Below are 22,001 nucleotides of genomic sequence, written 5' to 3' on the forward strand. Positions count from 1 at the left end.
ACCGCCACCACCGACGAGGGGGACCTCCGATGCCTGCCGATCTCACCGAACTCACCGAACCGACCGATCTCGCCGAGATCACCGGCGCCCACGGCGCCCGCGGCACCCACGGCACCGCCGCCGTGCAGCTGCACGGCGTCGGCAAGACATTCGGCCACGGCCCGGCGGCGGTGAACGCGCTGAAGGGGATCGACCTGACGGTCGCCGACGGCGAGTTCGTCTGCCTGCTCGGCGCGTCCGGCTGCGGCAAGTCGACGCTGCTGAACCTGCTCGCCGGCCTGGACGACGCGACCGCGGGCACCGTCTCGGTCGGTGCGGCGCGGCCGTCGTTCATGTTCCAGGAGGCCGCGCTGATGCCGTGGCTGACCGCGCAGCGCAACGTCGAGCTCCCGCTGCGGCTCGCCGGGCACGGCCGGGCGGCCCGCGCCCGGCGGGCCGAGGAGCTACTGTCGCTGGTCCGGCTGGAGGGGGTGGGTGCCAAGCGCCCGCACGAGCTCTCCGGCGGCATGCGGCAGCGGGTCTCGCTGGCCCGCGCGCTGGCCGCGGCCACCGGCCTGGGAGCCGGGGACCCCGGTTCCGACACGACCGGCCTGCTGCTGATGGACGAGCCGTTCGCCGCGCTCGACGCGATCACCCGCGACGTCCTGCAGGGCGAGCTGCTGCGGGTGTGGCGGGCGACCGGGACCACGATCGTGTTCGTCACGCACGACGTCCGCGAGGCCGTCCGGCTGGCCGAGCGGGTGGTCCTGCTGTCCTCGCGGCCCGGCACCGTGGTCCGCGAGTGGGAGATCCCCGCCGACGGCCACGGCGCGGAGCAGCAGGCACAGCTGCACGACGACATCACCGGACGACTGCGGCAGGTGATCACCAGCCATGCCGCGTGAGGACGGACGCCGCCCGGTCGGCGTGCTCGGCGACGACCCGCTCGACGGCACCGCCGGCGGGGCGCCCCGCGGTGCGCCCGGACATCCCGACAACGACACCGCCGACGCGATCGCCGGGCTGGACGCGCTGGACACCCCGGTCGTCCGGCGGACGCCGTGGTGGCAGCAACTGCTGCGCACCTGGCTGCCGCCGCTGGTCGCGCTCGCCGCGATCATCGGCATCTGGCAGGCGGTGTGGGCGTCGGCGGTGCTGCCGGAGTTCCGGCTGCCCGCACCGGGCGTGGTCGGCGAGCAGTTCGCCGAGATCGTCATCGACGGCTCGATCTGGTCGATCCTGTGGACCTCGATCAGCCGGGCCGCGATCGGGTTCCTGTTCGCACTGGCCATCGCCACCCCGCTCGGCCTGCTGGTGGCGAAGGTCCCGCTGGTCCGGGCCGCGATCGGGCCGCTGCTGACCGGACTGCAGTCGCTGCCGTCGGTCGCCTGGGTGCCCGCGGCGGTGCTGTGGTTCGGCCTGACCGACGCCACGATCTTCTACGTGGTGCTGCTCGGTTCGGTGCCCTCGATCGCGAACGGCCTGGTCGCCGGGATCGACCAGGTGCCGCCGATCCTTCCCCGCGCCGGACGGGTCCTCGGGGCGACCGGGTTCGCGATGGCCCGGTTCGTCCTGCTGCCCGCGGCACTGCCCGGTTACCTGGCCGGCTGCAAGCAGGGCTGGGCCTTCGCGTGGCGGTCGCTGATGGCCGCCGAGATCATCGCGATGGGGCCCGCACTGGGCCTGGGGCTGGGCGCCTACCTGAAGAACGGCGCCGACGTCAGCAACATCTCCCAGGTGTTCGCGGGCATCCTGCTGATCCTCATCGTCGGGATCGGGATCGAGCTGCTGGTGTTCCGGCCGCTGGAACGCCGGGTGCTGCGGGCCCGTGGCCTGGCCCTGACGGTCTGAGGCCCGCTCCCCTCACGCGAGCGGGCTCCCCTGGCACCGATTCGCCACGGGGAGCCCGCTCGCGCTCTCGTGTCCCCGTGTCTCACAGCCAACGTGTCCGGACGGGTACACCGCTTCCCACCAGGCGAAACACAGTGAGTTCAATCCCAACCTCCGGGGTTGGGTTTCCGGCCGGGCCGGGTTACCGTCGTCCCATGACCGGATCGGTGCTGCTGACGACGCGGGGTCACATCGACCTCCTGCGCGTCGCGTCGGCGCTCTGTCGACCCTGACCGCACGGCCACCCCGGTCACCCCCGACCACACGGCCGTACCGATCGGCGTGACCACCCCGGCCACCTCGGCCGGCGTGACCACCCCGGTCACTCCGGTTGACGTGACCACGCGGCCACCCCGATCGGCGTGGCCACCCCGGTCGCTCCGGCCGGCGTGACCACCCTGGCCACCCCGGCCGGCGCCGACGCCCCGGCGGGTTCCCGGACCACCCGGCCCCGCTCGGGCGCACCGCAGGGGTGACCACCTCACGTCGCACTCCCACACCCTCCCGCCGCCGCCCCGTCCGGGGCCGGGCGGCGGGCCGGTGTGCCGGCACCCGCCCCGACAGCTCGCTGGGAGCACCCATGACCATGACCTCCGAACGGGAGCGCGCGCAGGCGCCACCCGAGGTGGAGACACTCCGGACCCGGCACGCACGCGGCTCCGGCCGGATCCCGCGCTGGGTGGTGAAGACCGCGTCGCCGGTGGCGCTCGTCGGGCTCTGGCAGGTGCTCTCCAGCACCGGCGTGCTGCCCCGCGACGTGCTCGCCGCGCCGCTCACGGTCGCCGTCACCGCCGCCGACATGTGGTCCGACGGCGCGATCCAGAGCGCGGTGCTGGCCTCCACCGGCCGGGTCGTCGCGGGGATCGCGATCGGCCTGGTCACCGCGGTCGTGCTCGCCACCCTGTCCGGGCTGTTCCGGCTCGGCGAGGACGTGATCGACGCCCCGGTCCAGATGCTCCGCACGGTCCCGGTGATCGGCCTGATCCCGCTGCTGATCATCTGGTTCGGCATCGGCGAGGAACCGAAGATCGCGCTGATCGCGCTGGCCGTCACCTTCCCGCTGTACATGAACCTCTTCGGCGGCATCCGCAACGTCGACGCCACCCTGGTCGAGGCCGCCCGGACCCTCGGGCTCGGCTGGTTCGGCCAGGTCAGGCACGTGATCCTGCCGTCGGCGATGCCGCAGTTCCTGGTCGGCCTGCGGTTCTCGCTGGGCACCGCGTGGCTGGCGCTGGTGTTCGGCGAGACGATCAACGCCACCTCCGGCATCGGGTACGAGATGAACACCGCCCGCGAGTTCTTCCAGACCGACGTGATCGTCGTCTGCCTGGCGCTCTACGCACTGCTCGGACTGCTCGGCGACTTCGTCGTGCGGATGCTGGAGAGGGGGTTCCTGTCGTGGCGACCGGCGTTCAGCGGGAACTGAGTACCACCGACGGCGCCGTGACCCCGGTCGCGGTACGCGGACTGACCCGTCGCTTCGGCGACCGCACCGTGCTGGAGAACCTCGATCTCGACATCGAGCCCGGCCAGTTCGTGGCACTGCTCGGCGCGTCCGGCTGCGGCAAGTCGACGCTGCTGCGGATCCTCGCCGATCTCGACCACGACGTCACCGGCGACGTCACCGTCGCCCGGCGGCGCGCCGTCGGCTTCCAGGCGCCCCGACTGCTGCCGTGGAAGAAGGTGTGGCGCAACGTCGTCATGGGGCTCCCCGGCCGGCCGGACCGGGCCCGCGCCGAGGCCGCGCTGGCCGAGGTCGGCCTGTCGCACCGCACCGACGTGTGGCCGAAGGTGCTCTCCGGCGGCGAGGCCCAGCGCGCCGCACTGGCGCGTGCACTCGTCCGCGATCCGGACCTGCTGCTGCTCGACGAGCCGTTCTCCGCGCTCGACGCGCTCACCCGGATCACCGCCCGCGGCCTGGTCGACGAACTGTGGCAGCGGCACCGCTGCGCGGTGCTGCTGGTGACCCACGACGTCGAGGAGGCGCTGGTGCTCGCCGATCGCGTGCTGGTGATGGAGGACGGCCGGATCTCCTACGACGCACCGGTCGCGATCGACCGGCCGCGCGACGTCACCGATCCCGACTTCCAGCGCCTGCGCGCCGAGCTGCTCGGCCGTCTCGGCGTCCACCAGCGACCTCAGGAGAACCAGTGATCACAGGAGGAACGGCCGCCGTCGAGTTCATCGGCATGATCGGGACCCAGGAGGTCTCCGAGATCCGGCCCGCGACCGGCCCGCTGATCGACCGCGCCGCGGTGCGCGGGTTCGCCGCCGCGCACGAGGAGGCGGGCTTCGACAAGGTGCTGGTCGGCCACTCGTCGTCCACCCCGGACGGCTTGCAGGTCGCCGCCTACGCCGCCGCGCACTCCGAGCGGCTCGGGTTCCTGGTCGCGCACCGGCCCGGGTTCACCGCGCCGACCCTCGCCGCCCGCCAGTACGCGACGCTGGACCACTTCACCGGCGGCGGCCGGGTCGCGATGCACGTCATCTCCGGCGGCAGCGACGTCGACCAGCGGCGCGACGGCGACTGGCTGGACAAGGAGGAGCGCTACTCCCGCACCGACGAGTACCTCTCGGTCGTGCGCCGCTCCTGGACCGAGCCGGACGCGTTCGACCACCACGGCGAGCACTACCGGGTCGCCGGCGTCCGCCAGGAGGTCCGTCCGCTCTCGTCGATCCCGGTGTACTTCGGCGGCTCGTCCGAGGCGGCCTACCGGGTCGGCGGGCGGCACGCCGACGTGTTCGCGCTGTGGGGTGAGCCACTGGCCGGGACGGCCGAGCAGATCGCCCGCGTCCGGGACGCCGCGCACGCGGCCGGGCGCACCGAGGCACCGCGGATCAGCGTGTCGTTCCGGCCGATCCTGGGTGACACCGAGGAGCAGGCGTGGGCCAGGGCCCGCGACGTACACGCCCGGATCGTGGCCGCGAACGGCGGGCACGGCTCCTTCACCGGGACCCGGATGCGTGAGGCGGGTGCCCCGGCCAACGTCGGCTCCCAGCGGCTGCTCGCCGCGGCCGCCGCCGGCGAGGTGCACGACCGCTGCCTGTGGACGGCGACGGCCGCCGCGTCCGGCGCGGCCGGGAACTCCACCGCGCTGGTCGGGACACCGGACACGGTCGCCGCCGCGCTGGCCGACTACGTCGGCATCGGGGTGAGCACGCTGCTGATCCGCGGCTACGACCCGATCGCCGACGCCCGCCGCTACGGCAGCGAGCTGCTGCCCGCGGTGCGCGCCGAGCTCACCCGCCGGGGCAGCGCAGTGGGGGTGCCGGCGTGAGCGCACCCGCCACCGCCACAGCCCGCTGGACGCCGGAGAGCGCGTCCCGGGGCACCGTCGTGGTGCTCGGCGGCCGCGGCGAGCACCCCGGTCTCTACGCCCGGCTCGGTCGCCGGCTGGCCGTCGACGGCTGGACGGTCGTGGCGCCCGATTCCGCTGCCGGCGACGCCGACCCGATCGCGGCGGTCGCCGCGGCCCTCGACGGCGCCACCGGTGCCAGGGTGCTGCTCGGCTCGGACACCGGGGCGTTGCGCGCCTGGGAGATCGCCGCCGAAGGCACCGTCGGGCTGGACGCGCTGGTGCTGGCCGGGTTGCCCGCCGCCGCCCCGACGACCGAGCCGCCGCGCGACCGGGCCGGCGAGCTCGACGCCCGCACCGCCTGCCCGGTGCACCGTGGCGTGCTGGAGGCCGATCCGGGGTTCCGCTGGGGCGAGATCGCCGTGCCCGCCGCGCCGGTGCCGTCCGCCGCGCTGCCCGAGGTACCGGTGCTGTGGCTGCACGGCGACGCCGACGTCGTCGCCCCGGTCGCCGCGGTGCGGGCGCTCGTGCGGGCGGCCGACGAGCTCGCCGTCGTCGCCGACGGGGTGCACGACGTGCTCAACGACCAGTTCCACCGGATCGTCGCCGCCCGCCTGGTGCTGTTCCTGGAGAAGGTCGCCAAGGGGGCGACGTTCGTCGCCCCGGAGGCGGAGGCCGCGGCGCGCACCCGGCGGGCCGCACCGCTGAACGTGTCCGCCCGGCTCGACCACGCGCTGCGGGCACTGGCCGAGCTGGCCACGGCGGCCGGCGACGACGGCCAGGGCACCGTCACCTGCGAGACCATCGCCCGTACCCGCGGGATCCCGCTGAACTCGCTGGTCAACATCATGCTGCAGCTGCGCCGGGCCGGGCTCGTCACCAGCAGGCGCGGCTGCGAGGGTGGCTACCGGCTCGCCCTGCCCGCCGACACGATCACCGTCGCCGACGTCGTGCGCGCCACCGAGGGTGCGCTCGCGACGGTCCGCGGCACCGGCCCGGCCGCCGCCCTCTGGGCCGATCTCGAACGCACCGTGGCCGACTTCCTGACCGGCCACACCCTGACCGCACTCACCCCGGAGCGAACCCCCCGATGAGCAACACCGACGCCTTCCATCCCGATCTCGCACCGACCCCGGGCGATCCGCCGGCGCATGCCCGGGTGCACCTGGTCCGCGGTGCCGACCTGTCCGCCGACACCGCCCAGACCAGCGGGATGTCGCGGCGCGAGGCCGTCAGCGGTCGGACCGTCGGCTCCCGGAAGCTGTGGACCGGCGAGACGCACGTCGCGCCGGACACCAACTCCGGCGACCACCACCACGGCGAGGCCGAGACCTCGATCTACGTGGTCAGCGGGCGTCCGCGGTTCGTCTTCCACGACGGCACCGGCGAGGTCGTGCTGCAGACCGAGCCCGGCGACTACGTGTTCGTCCCGCCCTACGTGCCGCACCGCGAGGAGAACCCCGACCCGGACAACCCGGCCGTCGTCGTGATCTCGCGCAGCACCCAGGAGGGGATCGTCGTGAACCTTCCCTCGCTCACCCCGCTCACCGATCCGGAGCCCACACCGTGAACCGACTCGCGCTCCCCGCCGTGCTCGCCGCGATCGCGCTGGTCCTGACCGGCTGCGCCGGCGGCACCCCGGCCGACGACGGCGCCCCGGTCGATCTGTCGCAGGTGACGCTGCGGGTCGGCGACCAGGCCGGCATCCAGTCGGCGGTCGTCGAGGCATCGGGCGCGCTCGACGGCGCGCCCTACACCGTCGAGTGGGCACAGTTCCCGGCGGCGGCCCCGCTGCTGGAGGCACTGCGCAGCGAGGCGATCGACATCGGCATCGCCGGTGACGCCCCGACCCTGACCGCGCTCTCCTCCACCGACAGCATCAAGATCGTGGAGGCGACCCGGTCCCCGGCACACGGCGGCCTCGCGCTGCTCGTGCCCGGCGACTCCCCGGTGCAGACGGTCGCCGACCTGCGCGGCAAGAAGGTCTCCCCCACCACCCAGGGCAGCATCGGGCACTACCTGCTGCTGCGGGCGCTGGAGGAGGCCGGGGTGCCCGCCGAGGAGGTCGAGATCTCCTTCCTGCAGCCGGTCGACGCGGCCGCGGCGCTGAACTCGGGCGCGATCGACGCGTGGTCCACCTGGGACCCGTACACCGCGGTCGCCCAGCAGGAGTCCGGCGCCCGGATCCTGCGCGACTCCGAGGGCCTGGGCACCGGCCTGACCTTCCTCGACGCCAACACCGCGGCCCTGGAGGACCCGGGCACCCGGGCGGCGATGGCCGACTTCACCGAGCGCTACGCCACCGCCCTGCAGTGGGCGCGGGAGAACCCGGCGGAGAACGCGGCGATCTACTCCGAGCTCACCGGCCGCCCGGCCGAGGTCGCCCAGCTGATGGCCGACCGGGCACAGCGCGAGACCGAACCGCTGGACGACGCGCTGGTCACCGAGCTGCAGGAGGTCGCCGACCGCTACGCCGACTACGGGGTGCTGCGCAGCTCGGTCGACGTCGGATCCGCGGTGGAGGATCTCGCCGCGCCGGCCGGTCGCTGAGCAATGGCCGGTGACCGGGTCTGGACAGTCGTCAAGTAAATTCAGGACAGCTGTCCAGGCCCCCCGGTGCCGGGATCCGCGGCACCGGAGGGCGGCCGGAGGTCCCCCCGGGCCCACACCGGCGGCCCGTGTGTTCCGGGGGGATGCGCGGTCCGCCGGTGGCCCGCGCCGCTACGACAGGTGGTGCCGCTCCTGCAGCGCGTACACCGGCGTCGGGATGCCCGCCTCCCGGGCCTTGAGCTGCAGCGCCAGGTACAGCGAGTAGAACCGGCTCTGGTGCAGGTTCCCGCCGTGGAACCACAGGTTCGGCTGCTGGGTGGGCTTCCACATGTTGCGCTGCTCGCCCTCCCAGGGTCCCGGGTCCTTGGTGGTGTCCGACCCGAGTCCCCAGACCTTGCCGACCGCATCCGCGATCTCCTGGCCGACGATGTCGGCGGCCAGCCCGTTCATCGAGCCGTAGCCGGTCGCGAACACCACAAGATCGGCCTCGAGCTCGGCGCCGCCGTCCGGCCCGTCGAGCCGCACGCCCTTCTCGGTGAACTCGGTGACCTGGCCCTTGGCCAGCTTCACCCGGCCGTCGGCGACCAGCTCGGCGGCACCGACGTCGATGTAGTAGCCGGAGCCGCGACGCAGGTACTTCATGAACAGGCCGGAGTCGTCGTCACCGAAGTCGAGATCGAACCCGGCATCGGTGAGCCGCCGGTAGAAGTCGGCGTCGACCTCGCGGGTCTTGTCGTAGATCGGCTTCTGGAAGGTGTGCATGATCCGGTACGGCAGCGACGCGAAGATCATGTCGGCGGTGTGGGTGTCGATCCCGTTCGCGACCGCGCGCTCCGAGTAGAGATCGCCCAGGCCCAGATCCATCAGGGTGTCCGACTTGATGATGTGGGTGGAGGACCGCTGCACCATCGTGACGTCGGCGCCGACCTCCCAGAGCGCCCCGCAGATGTCGAACGCCGAGTTGTTCGACCCGACGACGACGACCTTCTTCCCCTTGTAGGCGTCCGGGCCCGGGTGCTGTGACGAGTGCTGGACCTCGCCGGCGAATCGCTCCCGGCCCGGCAACGTCGGGATGTTCGGCTTCCCCGACACCCCGAGCGCGAACACCAGCTGCCGCGGGCGCAGCGTGATCTCCTCGCCGTCCCGGTCGACGACCAGATCCCAGCGGCCGCTCGCGTCGTCGTAGGTGGCCGAGCGCGCGGTCGTCGATCCCCAGTAGTTCAGCTCCATGATCCGGGTGTAGAACTCCAGCCAGTCGCCGATCTTGTCCTTCGGCGCGAACACCGGCCAGTTCTCCGGGAACTTCAGGTAGGGCAGGTGGTCGTACCAGACCGGGTCGTGCAGGGCGAGGCTCTTGTAGCGCTTGCGCCAGGAGTCGCCGGGGCGCTCGTTGCGCTCGACGATGATCGCCGGGACGCCGAGCTGACGCAGCCGCGCACCCAGCGCGATCCCGCCCTGGCCGCCGCCGACGATCACGACCTCCGGATCGCGGGTGCGGCCCAGCTCGGACAGCTCCTGCTCGCGCTGTTCCTTCCAGGTCACCCGGTTCGGGTTGGGGCCGTGCTCGGTGCCGAACGGCCGGTTCTCCCCGCGCGGCTCCTCGTGGCCCTTCAGCTCGTCGAGGGTGGTGAGGAAGGTCCAGGCCCGCGGCCCGCCGTCGCCGGAGACCAGCCGGGCGTGCCCGGATCCCCGGCCGACCGCCGTCTCGAAGGAGAACCAGACGTCGGTGACCCCGCCGGCCTCGGTGGGCTCCGCGGTGATCGTCCAGTTCGACGGGTCGGCACCGTCCAGGGTGTGGGTCAGCAGGTCGCGGACGCCGTCGTGGTGTTCGACGGTCGTCAGGTTCCAGGTGAAGGCGACCAGATCGCGCCAGTAGCTCTCGTCGGCGAACAGGGCGACGGCCCGGTCGACGTCGCGGGCGGCGAGCGCGTCGCCGAACGCGGTCATCCAGGTCTGCGCCGTGTCGCGCACCGCGGACTTCTCGAGTGTCTCGGTCACGTCGGGCCTCCTGCGAGCGGGTTCGCCACGACCGCGGCGGTGCTCGCCGTTCCGCGCCACGGTCGTCGGGGCAACGAGTGCAGTGAACACCACCCGAAGGGCCCGGCGACACGGTTGCGGCGAGGTTGCAAACGCTGCGCGGAACCGTTGCGGTGCGTCATGCTCGCACCCGCGCAGCTCGCTCCCGGACCGTCCGGCGGCGATCGCCCGGCCCCGCTGCGCCGGCCGCGCCGTGACCAGGGCGTCCCGGTGCCCGACACCCCTGCCACAGGAAGTGCAGCAGCTCATGAGCAGTGACGCTTCGGATCGGACCCCCACGGAACCGCTGCTCCCGCCGACCGGGCGGCACCGGTTCCGCAGCCTCGGTCCCGGTCTGCTGGCCGCGGCGACCGGCGTCGGGGCAGGCGACCTGGTCGCCACGATGATCGCCGGCGCGCAGTACGGCACCGCGCTGCTGTGGGCCGCCGTGCTCGGCACCGTCCTGAAGCTGGCGCTCGGCGAGGGCGTCGGGCGCTGGCATCTGGCATCGGGTTCCACGCTGCTCGACGGCTGGCGCAGGCTCGGGCGCTGGGCGACCAGCTTCTTCGCCGCCTACATCGTCATCTGGGGCTTCGTGTACGGGGCGACCGCGATGTCCGCGGTCGGGCTCCCGCTGAACGCACTGTTCGGCGGCCTGTCCGTGCGGTACTGGGCGATGATCGCCGGCGTGGTCGGCCTCGCGCTGGTCTGGGCGCAGCGCTACCACGTGTTCGAGAAGTTCATGACCGTGCTGGTCCTGATCAAGTTCGTGTCCGTGGTGTCGGTGGCCGTGCTGGTCACCCCGGACCTCGGCGACCTGGCGAGCGGGCTGGTGCCGCGGCTGCCCGAGGGCTCGGTCGTCTACGTGCTCGGCCTGATCGGTGGTGTCGGCGGGACCATCACGATGGCCGCATACGGCTACTGGATGTTCGCCAAGGGCTGGAAGGGCACCGGCTGGCTGTCGATGATGCGCCTCGACAACGCCGTCGGGTACGTGATGACCGGCATCTTCGTGGTCGCGATGCTGATCGTCGGTTCGACGATGCTGCTCGGCCAGGACCTCACCGAGAACGACCGCGGCCTGCTCACCCTGGGCGAGGCGCTCGGCGAGAGCTACGGCGAGTGGGCCCGGTTGCTGTTCCTGTTCGGGTTCCTCGCGGTCACCTCCAGCTCGCTGCTCGGCGTCTGGAACGGGGTCAGCCTGCTGTTCGCCGACATGGTCCGCACGCTGCGGCTACCGCACGGCAGGGCCGCCGACGTCATCGGCAACGACGCGGCGGTCGGCGCCGCCGCGAGCACCTCGGCGGCCGGTGCCGTCGCGGCCCCGGAGACCGAGCGGGAACGTTCCAGCGCGTTCGTCGCGACCGAGGTCGAGCGTTCGCTGCCGTTCCGCGGCTACCTGCTGTGGCTGACGATCCCGCCGATGATGCTGCTGTTCATCGATCGCCCGTTCGGGCTCACCCTGGTGTACGGCGTGCTCGGGTCGGTGTTCATGCCGTTCCTCGCGATCACCCTGATGCTGCTGCTCAACTCGAAGCGGGTCCCGGCGCAGGGGCGCTCGCGGTGGCTGTCGAACACGCTGCTCGGTGCATCGTCGGCGCTGTTCCTCACGCTCCTGGTGACCGACATCTACCAGCGTGTCGCGGGCTGACGCTCCCACTCCCCCGCTCAGCTCGGGTCCGGGCGGGGCGGCGCCCGAACCCCCTCTTCAGCTCAGGTCCGGGCGCGGTGGCGTCCGCTCCCCGGCCTCGATCGCGACGTCGAGGGTGTTGCCGGCGGGCGGCAGCGGGCAGGTCGCGTGGGCGGTGAAGGCGCAGGGCAGGTTCACCGTCCGGTTGAGGTCGAGGATCACGGCACCGTCGGCGCCCGGATCGGCGGCGGTCAGGATCCGGCCGCCGCCGTAGGTCTCCCGGCCCGAGGTGGCGTCGCGGAAGTGCAGCGACAGGCCGCCGTCCTTGCCGGCCAGCGCGACCAGCCGCCGGGTGGCACCGCCGTGCTCGAACTCGACCTCACCGACCGCGGTCGGGAAGTGCTGCAGGCCCTCGACGACCGCGTCCACGGTGATCCGGCGCGGCTCGGCGTAGGCGGTGAACCGGCCGGTCACGACGGCATCCGGATCGAAGTCCCAGGTGGGGACGCCGTCGAAGGCGGTCCGGGTGATCGCCTGCGGATCGCGCACCCGCAGTGCGTAGCCGTCGGTGCGGCGGGCGATCTCGACGACCCGCTCCCCCACCGTCACCATCGCGCCGGGCGCGCCGTCGACCGGACGGACCTGCGCGGTGCCGTCCAGCGGCTGCCCGGCACCGGGCAGGACGACGCCGTCGGACGCGGCTGCGGTGATCTCGACGGTGTCGGCGTCGGCGATCCGCCAGGTTCCCGGCAGCGACCCGACGGTGCCGGGACCGTCGTCGAGCCAGTGCAGCGCGGTCAGCGACAGCCAGCCGTGCGGTGCGCGGAGCAGCTCCTCCCGCTCGGCCCGCCAGGCCGCGTGCGCACCCGCAGCAGTCGCCGCCGCTGTTCCCGTGGCCGCCGCTGTGGTCCCTGCGTCCGCCGCCGTGAACCCTGTGTCCGCCCCTGTGTCTGCCGCTGCGTCCGCCGTGTTCGCCGTCATGTCCGAGGTCAACGCCGGCCGGCCCGCCGGGCTTCCCGCTCAGTGCACCCGTCTGCGCTGCGAGTCCGGATCGGGCCGGGTGAGCGCGATCACTCCGGCCAGCGCCACGATCACCCCCAGCAGTGCGGCGCCCTCCCAGCCGGGCCGGATCCGGTCCCCGAGCAGCGCGATGCCGACCACACCCGGCACCACCACCTCGGTCACCGACAGCACCGCGGTCGCCGTCCCGACGGCGCCGTCCTGCAGCGCCTTCGCGAACGCCGCCACGCCGAGCACCCCCATCGCCACGACCCCGTAGCCCAGCGGATCGAGCAGCAGGTCACCGACGGTCTCCCAGCGGATCGGGCCGGGATGGATGGCGCGCACCGCGAGCGCCGTCCCACCGAACCCGAGCCCGGCGAGGAACGCGAGCAGCATCGGGCGTCCGGCCCGCCACACGAACGGCACCGCGACCAGCAGCAGCGCGAACGACACCAGCAGCACCGGCGTCGCGACCGGGGGCAGCGCATCCGGGCGTTCCGGTTCGGCGCTCGCCGCGACCAGCACCAGCCCGGACAGCACCGCGACGACCGCCCAGCGGTCGCGCCGGATCAGGTTCCACGGGTTCCAACCGTGGTCGGCCAGCGTGGTCAGCGCGATCGCCCCGGCCAGGATCGACTGCACCGCGAACACCGGGAGGTAGCGCAGGGCCGCCACGGTCAGCACCCAGGCGACGACGTCGGCGGCCAGCCCGGCCAGGAACCACGGCTGCAACCACACCAGGCGGCCGTACTTCGCCAGCCGGCTGCCCTTGGCCTCCCACAGCGCCGCGACGGTGTTGCCGATCATTGCAGCGACGGCGATGAGCAGCGCGAACAAGGTCGTCATGGCGCGGCCCATCCTGCCCGTTCCGGGCCGAACCGGCTTCGGACACGCCGGTCTGCCGGTGTCGTACCCACAGGGCACACTCGTCGTCATGCGCATGCAGTTCGGTGTGGACGACGGCGACGCGTTCCGGGAGCGCCTGGCGGAGCTGAGTACCGGCTTCGCCGCGTGGCTCGACGAGCACGATCTCGCCGGCGAACCGACCTCGGCCGAGCTCCTGATGCAGTACAAGTGGCTCGCCGCCGACGGTGATCTCGCGAGCTGGCCGCTGGAGCAGATCACCGAGTTCCTGGCCGAGTGGTGCCCGCAGGTCATGGCCGAGCACCGGCTGCCGCTGCGGCTGGTCCCGCTGACCGTCGTGGTGTTCGCCGAGTACCTCGACGAGCAGGGCCTGCTCGCACCGACCAGCCCGCGGCCCTCGGCGATCCGGCGGCGGTGCACCGACTTCGCCGACACCTACGACGAGCTGGAGGCCGGCCCGGTCGAGCCGCTGCTCGCCGAGTTCGAGTCGCCGCCGGATCCGGTGCGGATCCCCTCCCCGGCCGACCGTGCGCGATGCGCCGCGCAGGCGCCGATCCTGCGCGACGCCCGCGCACTCGCCCGGTGGTGCGGCGACCGCGGCCGGGCCCTCACCAGGACCGGGAACCTGCGGCTCGCCGACGCCCGCCACCTGGTGGAGTTGCTCGGCACCGGCGACCCGCTCGACCGCCCCGCCGGTTCCCGGCTGGCCCGGTCCGACCAGCTGCGGACCCTCACCTGGGTGCTGGAGACCGCGGTGCGGGCCGGGGCGGTCCGCCGCGACGGCGGACGACTGGTCGCGGTGCAGCGCTTCGCCGAGCTCGACGACACCACGGCCCACGAGGACCTGGTGCTCGCCGCCCGTGACGAGGGCGTGCTCACCGTGCTCGGCGACCGCCGCAGCGACGACGACGAGTGGTCCGGCGATCTCATCGACGAGGGCCTCGACGGGCTCTTCGACGCCGCGGACGAACCCGTCGACGAGGTGGAGCGGCACGCCATCGAGATCCTGCAGGCACATCTCGAGACGGTCACCGGTGCCGGTGCCGATCACGACGACGACCAGGACGCCCTCCCGCATCCCGCCGACGACGCGACGCCGGCGTTCCTCGCCCTGCTGCGCCATCCCGCCGACGGGCTGGAGTTCGACACCGTCGCCGAGCTGCTCGGCCTCGTCCTGGGCTGGTCGGAGTGGTTCCGGGTGGTCGACGTCGTCCCCACGACGACCGGTGTCCTGGTCACCCGGCTCGAACGGCTGGGGCTCGTCCGCTGGGACGACTCCGAGCAGCTGCCCGATCCCGGCCCGTTCGAGGAGACCCGGCGCATCGGCGGGCGGGTCGTGCTCACCTCGGGCGGGATCGCCTGCGCGCTGCTGGTGCTCGCCGCGGAGGGCATCGACTTCCCGACCCGGCCCGATCCGGCCGTCGCCACCGCCGCCGACGTCGTCGGTCTCGCGGGCGAGGTGCCACCCGACGAGTGGCGCGACGACATCGACGCCTGGTATGCGGCGCAGCCCGATCCCGCGCGGGCGATCTCGGCGTTCGTCACCGAGGCACTCGATCCCGCCCGGCCGCTGGTCGTCGTGCTGACCGCGACCAGCGTCGCAGCCGAGCGGTTCGGTTCCGGTGTCGTCGACGATCTGCTGCTCGAGCATCTCGACGGGCCGCACCGCGCGCAGGTCGCTCGGCGGCTGGTCGGGCGCGGGCTGCTCGATCCCGACGAGCTGGAGCCGGACCTGCTGCTGCACGCCTCGGTCGACGTGCTCGCCGTCACCATCGACACGATCGCCCCCGACCAGTGGCCGGAGTTGTTCGCCCGGGAGTTCCCACCGGAGACGGCCCCGGTGTTCGAGGATCTGTGGCGGCTCGACAATCCGCACCTGGGCGACGTGCTCGCCGAGCTCGGCACGAACCATCCCGACGAGGGCGTCGCGAAAGCCGCACGGCGGGCCAGGATGCGCTGGCAGAGCCGCACCGGAGGCGCGTGACGCGAACCCGGCCCGTGTGCGAACATATGTTCGTGCGCGGCCTGGCCACGATCCTGCATGCCGACCTGGACTCGTTCTACGCCTCGGTCGAGCAGCGGGACGACCCAAGCCTGCGCGACCGGCCGGTGATCGTCGGCGGCGGGGTGGTGCTGGCGGCGAGCTACCAGGCGAAGGCGTACGGCGTCGCGACCGCGATGGGCGGCAGGCAGGCCAGGGCGCTGTGCCCGGCCGCGATCGTCGTGCCGCCCCGGATGGCGGCCTACTCGGCGGCGAGCCGCGCGGTCTTCGCGATCTTCCGGGACGTCACACCCGAGGTGGAAGGGCTGTCGATCGACGAGGCGTTCCTGGAGGTCGGCGGGCTCGCCCGGATCGCGGGTGCGCCGCGGGAGATCGCCGCCCGGCTGCGCGAGCGGGTGCTGGCCGAGGCCGGTCTGCCGATCACGGTCGGGGTGGCACGCACCAAGTTCCTGGCGAAGGTGGCGAGCGGCGTCGCGAAGCCGGACGGGCTGCTCGTCGTCGAGCCGGAGCGGGAGCGGGAGTTCCTGCACCCGCTCCCGGTGCAGCGGCTGTGGGGCGTCCGGTCGGTCACCGCGGGCCGGCTGCACGAGCTGGGCGTGCGGACCGTCGCCGACGTCGCCGGGCTCGGTGAGGCGGCGCTGGTGTCGCTGCTCGGCCCGGCCGCCGGGCGGCACCTGCACGCGCTGGCGCACCTGCGCGATCCGCGCCCGGTCGAGACCAGCCGGGCCCGGCGCTCGATCGGGTCGCAGCGGGCGCTCGGCCGCCGGCATCGCGATCCGCAGGAGCTGGACGCGATCCTCGCCGGCACCGTCGACCGGCTCGCCCGCCGGCTGCGCGCGCCGACGGGAAGCGACCGGGACCCGTCCGGCACGGGCGGTGGGCGGGTGTGCCGCACGGTGGTGCTGCGGCTGCGTTTCGCCGACTACGCCCGGGTGACCCGCTCGCACACGCTCCCGGTGCCGACCGCGCACACCCCGACGATCCTCGCCGCGGCCCGACGGCTGCTCGTCGCCGCGCTGCCGGAGATCCGCGATCGCGGCATCACGCTGCTCGGCCTGTCGCTGACCAACCTCGACCGGGACGACGCCCTGCAGCTGGAACTCCCGCTCGACGCCCGTTCCGGTCCGGCACTGGACACCGCGTTGGACGCGGTGCGCCGCCGGTTCGGGGCCGGATCGGTGTCCCGGGCGACCGGGCTCGGGCGGGGCGACGACCTGGAGGTCCCGCTGCTGCCCGAGCACGAGTGACCGGGCCCGTTCAGCAGGCGGGGGCACTCCCGAAGTCCCGGGTGGTCCGGACGTAGTAGTTGGTCACCCAGCCCTGCTCCGGGGAGCCGATGCGGTACCAGACGTCGTCACCGCGTACCGCCTCGCCGCGCTGCCAGCAGCTCACCCGGACCGGGGTGCCGGCTTCAGGGATCGTGGCGACGACGCCGTGCCCGGTGCCGGGACCGGAACGCACCTGCAGGCCCTCGATCGAGGTACGCGTACACCCGGTCAGGACGAGGACACCCAGCACGACGGCCGACGCGCGTAGCAATCGGATGTGACCCACATCCCCACCTCACTCGATCAAGCGACCCCCGGAGGTTGCGGAAGGTAGCGCGATCCGGGCAGCGCCACGCCGTGCCACGCCGGGTGGATCCGGCCCGGATCCACCCGGCCCTGCTTCGGATCGTCCCCTCGGCCGGGTCACGCCGGACCGCCCACGGGTGCCGCCGATCCCCCACCACACGGACCGCGGCGCTCTCCCACGCCGCCCAGCACCCCCGAGGCGGGCGGGCCCGCAAGTGCCGCCGATCCCCGACCGCACGGAGAGCACGGCCGCTCTCCCACGCCACCCGAGGCAGGCGGGCCCACCGCGGGTGCCGCCGATCCCCCACTACGCGGAGGTCGCGAGGCTCTGCCGTGCGACCCAGCGACCCTGGGGTGAGGCGGGCCCGCGGGTGTCTCCTTCGGTGTCGGGTCAGAACGGCGGGGCATCGTCCTCACCTCGATCAGCGGTCGCAGCACCTCGATCAGCGGTCGCAGCCTCCGGGGCCTCAGGGGGCGGTGCGGTGTCCGGGTTCGTGAGGTGGGTCCGGTAGTCGTGCGGCCGGGTCGTCTCCCGGCGCCCGCACGGGCTGATCCAGGTGAGCGACCCGTCCTCGCCAGCGACGACCTGCCAGCCCGGCGCATCCTTGAGCTTGTGATGGTGCAGGCACAGACCGTGCAGGTTCGCCGCGTCGGTCATACCACCGTCGGCCCACGGGACGAGGTGGTCGAGATCGCGGATCGGTCTGCTGCACAGCGGTCCGCGGCAGATTCCGTCGCGGGCCCGCACCAGATCGGCCAGATCATCGGGTGGGGCGTAGGTGCTGCGCCCACGATCGCGGACCTCCCCCGAGAGCGGGTCCACCACCAACCGCGCCCACACCCCACCGGCGGCCAGTGCCCGGGCTGTGGTCGCCCGGATCGGTCCGTGTCCGACCAGTTCGGCCGGGCGGTCATCGCCGAGCAGCGTGTCGAGCGAGACGACGACCTGGATCAGCGGCTTGCGCCCGATTGCCGCCACCGGATCGGCCCTGGCCGCCAACACCTGGGCGACCACCTCGGCGAGCGCCTCGGGCGACAGACCCGCCGAAGCGGCCGCATCGGCGGCACCCATTGCATCGGCTGTACCGGCTGCGCCCACTGCATCGGATGTGCCGGCTGCATCCGTTGCGCCTGTTGCATCGGGCGTGAGGACCTGGCAGACGGCCTCTCGGACCGCGGCCAGATCGGTGATCGACACCGTGCCCTGCAACAACTGGTGGGCCAGGTCGACCCGCCGCTGCTCCAGCGTGCGCGGATCATCGACACCCAGGGATCTGGCCAGCCGGTCCACCGACCGCCACGACGCCTCGGTCTGCTCGGCGGCGGCGGAGAGCCACAACGAGGCCATCCCGTCATCGGACCGGCTGATCGACATCCGCCGATCAGCCTTGGCCCGCTCGTGCCGCCGCGCCGCACCCTGCGGGTCCACCCGCGCCACGGTGCGACGCAACCGATCCTGCAACAACCGGCGGGGCGCGGCAGCCGCGCCGGGCAACACTCGTGCCTCGACCTCCCGCGCCACCTCATCGGTCAGGACGCTCGTGGCGTGTGCGATCGCGTCGGCCTTGCGCTCGTCGATCCGGCCCGCCTCCCACTCCGCCAGGGTCGCCGGAAGCACATGCGCGAACCTGACCGCGCCCGCGAGCATGCAGCGGGCCTCCTCCAACGACACCCGCAACGTGAGTGCGACCTGGTCGGGTAACCACCGCCCCACCGGCGCCGCCGCACCCGGATCCGCGCCCGGTGGCGGCGCGCTGCTGCCCGGTGGGTGCCGGTCGGCGAACACAGCCAGCATCCGGGTACGCAGCGCCGAGGCCCAGCGTTCCATCCGCTCGGCACCCTCGACCACATCGAGCAGCTGGGCATCGTCGAGCAGTTCGGGGCTGTCCCCGGCGAGCTGACAGTCCAACGCCAACGCGAAACCCACCGGCCGATCCGGATCCACCGTGACGGCCGGATCGTCATCCCCGCACAGCAGCCCGCACAGCTCGCGGGTCATGCCGTGCGGGCACGGATCGGCCGCGACCGCCTCCGGGCTGAGCAACCCACCATCGATATCGAACATGTGTTCGAGTCTACCGGGGATTGCGTGCCGCTCTCTAGAACGAATTCCAGGCAATTCCATACAGGACACGAACCGTCACCGCACCCCGCCGGATGCCCGACGTCCGGACCCGACCAGCACGCCTGCCCGGTACACCCGACCGCCGCACGTACCGGTCCGAGGCGGCGGAGAGCGACCACACCTGCGAGCTCTCGCCCCCGGGGCCACACCGGGTCACCCGCCTGCGAGTTCACGCCTCGGGCCACACCCAAGTCGCCCGCCTGCGAGTTCGCACCCCAGGCCACATCGGGCCACCGGGCACCGGGCACCGGATTCGCGTCCTCGGGCCGCACTCAAGTCGCCTGCCTGCGGGTTCGCGCCCCCGGGTAACACCCGAGTCGCCCACCTGCGGATCCGCGCCCCCGGGCAACACCCGAATCGCCCGCCGGCCAGTTCGCACCCCGGGCCACACCCGATCCACCCACCCGCCAGTTCGCACCCCGGGGCCACACCCGAGTCACCCGCCGGCCGGCCACGGCACCGACGCCGGCGCGGATCACCGACCGGCCCCAGCACCCGACCCCGACCCCGACCCCGACCCCGACCCCGACACAGCTCACCGACCGAATCCGGACCTGTCACGCAGCAGGTCTGGATCGCACCCTGCCGGGCAACGACGGACCGGCAGCCGAGCAGCCGCAGACCGGGCAATCAGGCAGCTGCGCTCAGGCCGTGGCCAGCGCCGCGTAGCGGCCGGCACCGGCCAGCAACTCGTCGTGCGTACCCGCCTCCGCGATCCGGCCGTGGTCGATCACGACGATCCGGTCGGCGTCACGGACGGTGGACAGCCGGTGCGCGATCGTGATCGTCGTCCGGCCGCGGGACAGCTCGTCGAACGCGGCCTGCACGGCCCGCTCGGTCCGGGTGTCCAGCGCGCTGGTGGCCTCGTCGAGCACCAGCACCTTCGGGTCGCGCAGCAGCGTGCGGGCGATCGCGATCCGCTGCTTCTCCCCGCCGGAGAACCGGTGCCCGCGGGATCCGACGAGCGTGTCGTAGCCGTCGGGCAGCGCGGTGATCAGGTCGTGCACCTGCGCGGCACGGGCGGCGGCCTCGATGTCGGCGTCGGTCGCGTCCGGCCGGGCGTGGCGCAGGTTCTCCCGGACGGTGGTGTGCAGCAGGTAGGTCTCCTGGCTCACCACGCCGACGATCCCCGTGAGATCGGCGGTGGCCAGATCCCGCACGTCGACGCCGTCGATCGTCACCCGCCCGGACGTCGGGTCGTGCAGCCGGGCGACCAGCCCGGCCAGCGTCGATTTGCCCGAGCCGGTCTCCCCGACCAGCGCCAGGGTGCTGCCGGCCGGCACGTCGAGATCGATCCCGGCGACGGCGGCCGTGCCGCTGCCCGGGTAGGCGTAGGTGACGCCTTCGAGGCGCACGTGCCCGCGCACCAGGGCGTGGTCGACCTCGACCGGGTCACGCGGCTCGGCGACGTCGATCGGCAGGTCCAGGTACTCGAAGATGCGCGCGAACAGCGCCAGCGAGGCAACGATCTGAACCCCGAGCGAGAGCAGGCCCATGATCGGCCGGAACAGGCCGGTCTGCAGTGCGGTGAAGGCGACCAGGGTTCCGATGCTCATCGCGCCCGCGGTGAACGGCAGCCCCGCCGACAGGTAGATCACGGCCGGGACGGCGGCGAACACCACCTGGGTCACCGCCATCGACCAGCGGCCCGCGAGCTGCGAGCGCAGCTCCAGACCGATCAGCCGGGACGACGAGTCGGTGAACCGGCTGGTCAGTTCCGGCCCGCTGCCGAGTGTCCGGGACAGCGTCGCACCGCTGATCGAGAGGCTCTCCTCGACGGTCACGTTGAGATCGGCGAGCTCGCGCTGCTGCGCGGCGGTGACGGCACGCCGGGTGCGGGCGACCCGACGGGTCAGCAGCACCGCCGGGGGCAGCACCACCAGCGAGACCAGCGTGAGCTGCCAGGACAGCGCCAGCATCGCGACCAGCGTGGCGACGGTGGTGGTCAGGTTCGAGGCGACCGAGGTGGCCGTGCTGGTGACCACCGATTGCATGCCGCCGATGTCGTTGGTGATCCGGGACTGCACCTCACCGGTGCGGGTCCGGGTGAAGAAGGCCAGGCTCTGCCGCTGCAGGTGCGCGAAGACGTCGGTGCGCAGCCCGTGCATGACCTCCTGACCGATCCGGGTCGAGATCCAGGTCTGGACGACGCCGAGTGCGGCGGTGATCGCGGCGACCGCCACCATCGCGCCGGCCAGCCAGGCGAGCAGCACGACGTCGCGCTCCGGCAGGGCGACGTCGATGACCTCGCGCAGCAGGAACGGCGACGCCATTCCGACGATCGACGAGGCGGCGATCGTCACGAGGACGACCGCCAGCGGGGCCCGGTGCGGGGTGAACAGGGCGCCGATCCGGCGCAGCGAGACGGCGCGGGCCTGTTCCTTCTCCTCGGGGCCGGGTGTCCGGGGATCCGGCGGCCGGCCGGGACGGTTCGGGTGGTCGGATTTCAAGGGGGCTCCTTCGCAGGGCGATCGAAAACTGGTGTGGTTACCTCACTATGTGGGAACAACACGATTGCTTGCTACGGTGTTCCCGTGCCCGATCCGGACTCCGCCGGCGACCTCGCCGACTCCTTCTGGGCGGTCGCCCGCCGGCTGCGGCACGCCTCGGCGACCGCGCTGGCCACCTGGGACCTGACCCCGTCGCAGGCCAGGGCACTGGGCGCGCTCGCCCGGCACGGTGAGCTGCGCCCGGGCGGCCTGGCCGAACACCTACGGATCACCCCGCGCTCGGCCACCGAGGTCGTGGACGGACTGGCCGCACTCGGCCTGGTGGAGCGGGTGTCGGATCCGGACGACCGGCGGGCCGTCCAGCTGCACCTGACCGAACGGGGCACGGCGACCGCCAGGGCGATCCGCGATGCCCGGGCCGACGACCTCCGCCAGGTCTTCGACCGGCTCACCGAGCACGACCGCGTCGAGCTGACGCGCATCCTGGGCGAGCTGCGCCGGGCCGCCGAGGACCACACCGGGATCGCCGCCGACGGTCGCTGACCCCGGCACCTGTCGTCCACCGCACGGCCGACGGCCCCGCACGACCCGGCGACCGCCCCTTGTCCGCGACCGACTCCGGA

General features: G+C 73.3%; 18 protein-coding genes. 12 read left to right on the top strand and 6 right to left on the bottom strand.

Translation table 11 applies throughout. The features are described 5' to 3' along the window. The first annotated feature begins 29 nt into the window (after positions 1-29). From Pdca_RS21905 to Pdca_RS21940, 8 genes are all read left to right on the top strand, one after another. Positions 30-884 carry an ABC transporter ATP-binding protein gene (locus Pdca_RS21905; protein ID WP_085914630.1) on the top strand — a complete coding sequence of 285 codons (855 nt, stop codon included), beginning with the start codon at positions 30-32 and terminating at the stop codon, positions 882-884. Then, positions 874-1,830 carry an ABC transporter permease gene (locus tag Pdca_RS21910; RefSeq protein ID WP_085914629.1) on the top strand — a complete coding sequence of 319 codons (957 nt, stop codon included), beginning with the start codon at positions 874-876 and terminating at the stop codon, positions 1,828-1,830. Before Pdca_RS21905 ends, Pdca_RS21910 begins: the two co-directional genes overlap by 11 nt. 619 nt (positions 1,831-2,449) lie before the next feature. Next, complete coding sequence (locus tag Pdca_RS21915; RefSeq protein ID WP_085914628.1) at positions 2,450-3,295, top strand: ABC transporter permease; 846 nt, start codon at positions 2,450-2,452, stop codon at positions 3,293-3,295. Next, positions 3,268-4,023 (top strand): ABC transporter ATP-binding protein, encoded by a 756-nt coding sequence (locus Pdca_RS21920; RefSeq protein ID WP_085914627.1) that lies wholly within the window; start codon positions 3,268-3,270, stop codon positions 4,021-4,023. Before Pdca_RS21915 ends, Pdca_RS21920 begins: the two co-directional genes overlap by 28 nt. After that, positions 4,020-5,147, top strand: a complete 1,128-nt coding sequence (locus Pdca_RS21925) for an LLM class flavin-dependent oxidoreductase (RefSeq protein ID WP_232021111.1) — start codon at positions 4,020-4,022, stop codon at positions 5,145-5,147. Before Pdca_RS21920 ends, Pdca_RS21925 begins: the two co-directional genes overlap by 4 nt. Further along, entirely contained in the window at positions 5,144-6,259 is a 1,116-nt protein-coding gene (locus Pdca_RS37050; protein ID WP_085914626.1) for an Rrf2 family transcriptional regulator, read from the top strand. The genes Pdca_RS21925 and Pdca_RS37050 overlap by 4 nt, the downstream gene beginning before the upstream one ends. Further along, the gene (locus Pdca_RS21935; RefSeq protein WP_085914625.1) at positions 6,256-6,735 is read left to right on the top strand and encodes a cupin domain-containing protein; all 480 of its coding nucleotides are present in this window, start codon (positions 6,256-6,258) and stop codon (positions 6,733-6,735) included. The genes Pdca_RS37050 and Pdca_RS21935 overlap by 4 nt, the downstream gene beginning before the upstream one ends. Continuing rightward, positions 6,732-7,715 carry an ABC transporter substrate-binding protein gene (locus Pdca_RS21940; protein ID WP_085914624.1) on the top strand — a complete coding sequence of 328 codons (984 nt, stop codon included), beginning with the start codon at positions 6,732-6,734 and terminating at the stop codon, positions 7,713-7,715. The genes Pdca_RS21935 and Pdca_RS21940 overlap by 4 nt, the downstream gene beginning before the upstream one ends. 171 nt (positions 7,716-7,886) lie before the next feature. Here the strand turns inward: Pdca_RS21940 and Pdca_RS21945 are convergent, their stop codons facing one another. Beyond that, positions 7,887-9,713 (bottom strand): NAD(P)/FAD-dependent oxidoreductase, encoded by a 1,827-nt coding sequence (locus Pdca_RS21945; RefSeq protein WP_197719795.1) that lies wholly within the window; start codon positions 9,711-9,713, stop codon positions 7,887-7,889. A gap of 286 nt (positions 9,714-9,999) precedes the next feature. Between Pdca_RS21945 and Pdca_RS21950 the strand changes: the two genes are divergently transcribed. Continuing rightward, complete coding sequence (locus Pdca_RS21950; protein ID WP_085914623.1) at positions 10,000-11,382, top strand: Nramp family divalent metal transporter; 1,383 nt, start codon at positions 10,000-10,002, stop codon at positions 11,380-11,382. Positions 11,383-11,439: 57 nt separating this feature from the next. Here the strand turns inward: Pdca_RS21950 and Pdca_RS21955 are convergent, their stop codons facing one another. Further along, complete coding sequence (locus tag Pdca_RS21955; RefSeq protein ID WP_085914622.1) at positions 11,440-12,342, bottom strand: DUF1684 domain-containing protein; 903 nt, start codon at positions 12,340-12,342, stop codon at positions 11,440-11,442. Between the two features lie 39 nt (positions 12,343-12,381). Continuing rightward, complete coding sequence (locus tag Pdca_RS21960; protein ID WP_085914621.1) at positions 12,382-13,209, bottom strand: hypothetical protein; 828 nt, start codon at positions 13,207-13,209, stop codon at positions 12,382-12,384. An 88-nt stretch (positions 13,210-13,297) separates the two neighbouring features. Between Pdca_RS21960 and Pdca_RS21965 the strand changes: the two genes are divergently transcribed. Beyond that, on the top strand, positions 13,298-15,211 hold the full coding sequence (locus Pdca_RS21965) for a hypothetical protein (protein WP_125911511.1): 1,914 nt from the start codon (positions 13,298-13,300) through the stop codon (positions 15,209-15,211). Between the two features lie 26 nt (positions 15,212-15,237). Continuing rightward, complete coding sequence (gene dinB / locus Pdca_RS21970; protein ID WP_174824271.1) at positions 15,238-16,476, top strand: DNA polymerase IV; 1,239 nt, start codon at positions 15,238-15,240, stop codon at positions 16,474-16,476. 10 nt (positions 16,477-16,486) lie between these two features. Here the strand turns inward: dinB and Pdca_RS21975 are convergent, their stop codons facing one another. The 3 genes from Pdca_RS21975 to Pdca_RS21985 all read right to left on the bottom strand — a co-directional run bounded on the left by Pdca_RS21975 (position 16,487) and on the right by Pdca_RS21985 (position 21,378). After that, positions 16,487-16,783: an SH3 domain-containing protein gene (locus Pdca_RS21975; protein WP_085914619.1), complete on the bottom strand. Its 297-nt coding sequence runs from the start codon at positions 16,781-16,783 to the stop codon at positions 16,487-16,489. A gap of 411 nt (positions 16,784-17,194) precedes the next feature. Then, entirely contained in the window at positions 17,195-18,928 is a 1,734-nt protein-coding gene (locus Pdca_RS21980; RefSeq protein WP_125911512.1) for an HNH endonuclease signature motif containing protein, read from the bottom strand. 644 nt (positions 18,929-19,572) lie between these two features. Continuing rightward, positions 19,573-21,378, bottom strand: coding sequence for an ABC transporter ATP-binding protein (locus Pdca_RS21985; RefSeq protein ID WP_085916445.1), 1,806 nt, complete (start codon positions 21,376-21,378; stop codon positions 19,573-19,575). Positions 21,379-21,462: 84 nt separating this feature from the next. On the opposite strand from Pdca_RS21985, the gene Pdca_RS21990 reads away from it, so the two are divergent. Continuing rightward, positions 21,463-21,921, top strand: coding sequence for a MarR family winged helix-turn-helix transcriptional regulator (locus tag Pdca_RS21990; RefSeq protein ID WP_085916446.1), 459 nt, complete (start codon positions 21,463-21,465; stop codon positions 21,919-21,921). The last annotated feature ends 80 nt before the right edge of the window (positions 21,922-22,001 follow it).

Source organism: Pseudonocardia autotrophica (genome assembly GCF_003945385.1).
GTDB lineage: Bacteria > Actinomycetota > Actinomycetes > Mycobacteriales > Pseudonocardiaceae > Pseudonocardia > Pseudonocardia autotrophica.

Bases quoted from the DNA above. Each gene is read 5' to 3' on its own strand.
- Pdca_RS21905 (WP_085914630.1), top strand. From the start codon at position 30: ATGCCTGCCGATCTCACCGAACTCACCGAACCGACCGATCTCGCCGAG.
- Pdca_RS21910 (WP_085914629.1), top strand. From the start codon at position 874: ATGCCGCGTGAGGACGGACGCCGCCCGGTCGGCGTGCTCGGCGACGAC.
- Pdca_RS21915 (WP_085914628.1), top strand. From the start codon at position 2,450: ATGACCATGACCTCCGAACGGGAGCGCGCGCAGGCGCCACCCGAGGTG.
- Pdca_RS21935 (WP_085914625.1), top strand. From the start codon at position 6,256: ATGAGCAACACCGACGCCTTCCATCCCGATCTCGCACCGACCCCGGGC.
- Pdca_RS21950 (WP_085914623.1), top strand. From the start codon at position 10,000: ATGAGCAGTGACGCTTCGGATCGGACCCCCACGGAACCGCTGCTCCCG.
- Pdca_RS21955 (WP_085914622.1), bottom strand. From the start codon at position 12,342: ATGACGGCGAACACGGCGGACGCAGCGGCAGACACAGGGGCGGACACA.
- Pdca_RS21960 (WP_085914621.1), bottom strand. From the start codon at position 13,209: ATGACGACCTTGTTCGCGCTGCTCATCGCCGTCGCTGCAATGATCGGC.
- Pdca_RS21965 (WP_125911511.1), top strand. From the start codon at position 13,298: ATGCGCATGCAGTTCGGTGTGGACGACGGCGACGCGTTCCGGGAGCGC.
- dinB (WP_174824271.1), top strand. From the start codon at position 15,238: ATGTTCGTGCGCGGCCTGGCCACGATCCTGCATGCCGACCTGGACTCG.
- Pdca_RS21980 (WP_125911512.1), bottom strand. From the start codon at position 18,928: ATGGAATTGCCTGGAATTCGTTCTAGAGAGCGGCACGCAATCCCCGGT.